At 61.8% G+C, this 964-nt stretch carries 1 protein-coding gene; it reads left to right on the top strand.

What is annotated here, in order from left to right:
* Positions 1 to 171: 171 nt before the first annotated feature.
* Positions 172 to 964, top strand: a 793-nt coding sequence (locus tag OUZ52_RS22815) for an alpha-D-ribose 1-methylphosphonate 5-phosphate C-P-lyase PhnJ (protein WP_266160904.1), incomplete at its 3' end; no start/stop codon positions are given.

The raw sequence follows: 964 nt of genomic DNA, 5'->3' as shown, positions 1-964 counted from the left end.
GCATTACGTGGATTTCCAGGCTGAGCTTTCGCTGCTGCGCACCTTGAGCGCACAACACGTCCGCACGACCCATGCCGCCGCGACGGAATCCGCCGCGACACCGAGCAGCGCCAGCACGGCGCCACTTGCCGATCACGCCTTCGAACCACGTATCTCGGCGGAGGTGCAGTCATGACGCCGAGCTACAACTTTGCTTTTCTGGATGAAAACACCAAGCGCAGGCTACGCCGCGCTTTGCTGAAGGCGGTCGCCATTCCCGGCTACCAGGTGCCGTTCGGCAGCCGGGAAATGCCGCTGCCTTATGGCTGGGGCACCGGCGGCATCCAGGTCACCGCCGCCCTGCTGGGCCCGGACGATGTGCTGAAAGTGATCGACCAGGGTGCCGACGACACGACCAATGCGGTCAATATCCGCCGCTTTTTCTCCCGCGTGGCCGGGGTGGCCACCACCGAGCGCACCACCGAAGCCAGCGTCATTCAGACTCGTCATCGCAGTCCCGAAACATCGCTGCGCGAAGATCAGATCCTGGTGTTCCAGGTGCCGGAACCCGAGCCGCTACGCACGCTGGAGCCGCGCGAGGCCGAAACCCGCACCCTGCATGCGCTGGCCGACTACGGATTGATGCATGTGAAGCTGTACGAAGACATCGCCCAGTACGGGCATATCGCCACCAGTTACGACTATCCGGTGTTAGTGGACGGCCGTTTCCTCACTTCGCCATCACCGATTCCGAAGTTTGATAACCCCAAGCTGGATAACTCGCCTGCCTTGATGTTGTTTGGCGCGGGCCGTGAAAAACGCCTTTACGCGATCCCGCCTTACACCAAGGTCGAAAGCCTGGCTTTTGACGACCACCCGTTCGAGATCCAGTCGTGGAATGAAACCTGCGCGCTGTGCGGCTCGGGCGAAAGCTACCTCGACGAAGTCGTCGTGGATGACCAGGGCTCGCGCATGTTCGTCTGCT

It is taken from the genome of Dyella silvatica (assembly GCF_026283955.1).
In the GTDB taxonomy this organism is placed as follows: Bacteria; Pseudomonadota; Gammaproteobacteria; order Xanthomonadales; family Rhodanobacteraceae; genus Dyella_C; species Dyella_C silvatica.
Note: the sequence above shows the minus strand (reverse complement) of the source record. Positions and strands in the feature narration are given on the sequence as shown.